Here is a 684-nt window from a genome sequence, read left to right on the forward strand (position 1 = left end):
TGCGCGTCAGATTTGCCAGCTTGGCGGTGCCGGACGATCAGGTTCCCGATCACTCCTATGTCGATCCGCTGCCCTTCGCGCTCGACTACGACTATTCCTATGACGGCATTATGCGGTCGGTCGAGTTCAGCTATGCGCGGCTTGGCCTAAACAGGATAGACATCCTGTTTGTCCACGACATCGGCGCCTACACCCATGGTATCGAGAAGACCAAGCTGCATTTTCGCGACCTGATGGATGGCGGCCTCAAGGCACTCGAAGAGCTGAAACGGACTGGCGTCATTTCTGCCTATGGGCTTGGCGTCAACGAGGTGCAGATCTGCCTGGACGTGATGCGCCGGGCGCCGCTCGACTGCATCCTGCTTGCCAGCCGCTATTCCCTGCTCGACCGCAGTGCCGAAGCGGAGTTGCTGCCGCTATGCCGGGCACAGCAGACCTCCTTGGTCATTGGCGGCGTGTTCAACTCCGGCATCCTGGCGACCGGCCCGGTGCAAGGCGCACATTTCGACTACCGCCCCGCCAGCCATGACGTGCTCGACCGCGTCGGCGCAATGGAAAGGATCGCCGCCGAGGGTGGCTATCCGCTCGCCGCCGCAGCGTTCCAATTCCCCTTGCATGAAGCTGCCGTCGCCACCGTACTGACCGGCACCGCCAAGCTGGCAAATCTGACGCGCAACCTCGAGC

The 684-nt window shown here is 62.1% G+C and carries 1 protein-coding gene; it reads left to right on the top strand.

Going from position 1 to position 684, the window contains the following annotated elements; translation table 11 throughout:
* The coding region (locus tag EN994_RS34120) for an aldo/keto reductase (RefSeq protein ID WP_164746562.1) at positions 1–684 on the top strand (684 nt) is incomplete at both ends.

It is taken from the genome of Mesorhizobium sp. M7A.F.Ca.CA.002.09.1.1, from assembly GCF_003998555.1.
GTDB lineage: Bacteria > Pseudomonadota > Alphaproteobacteria > Rhizobiales > Rhizobiaceae > Mesorhizobium > Mesorhizobium ciceri.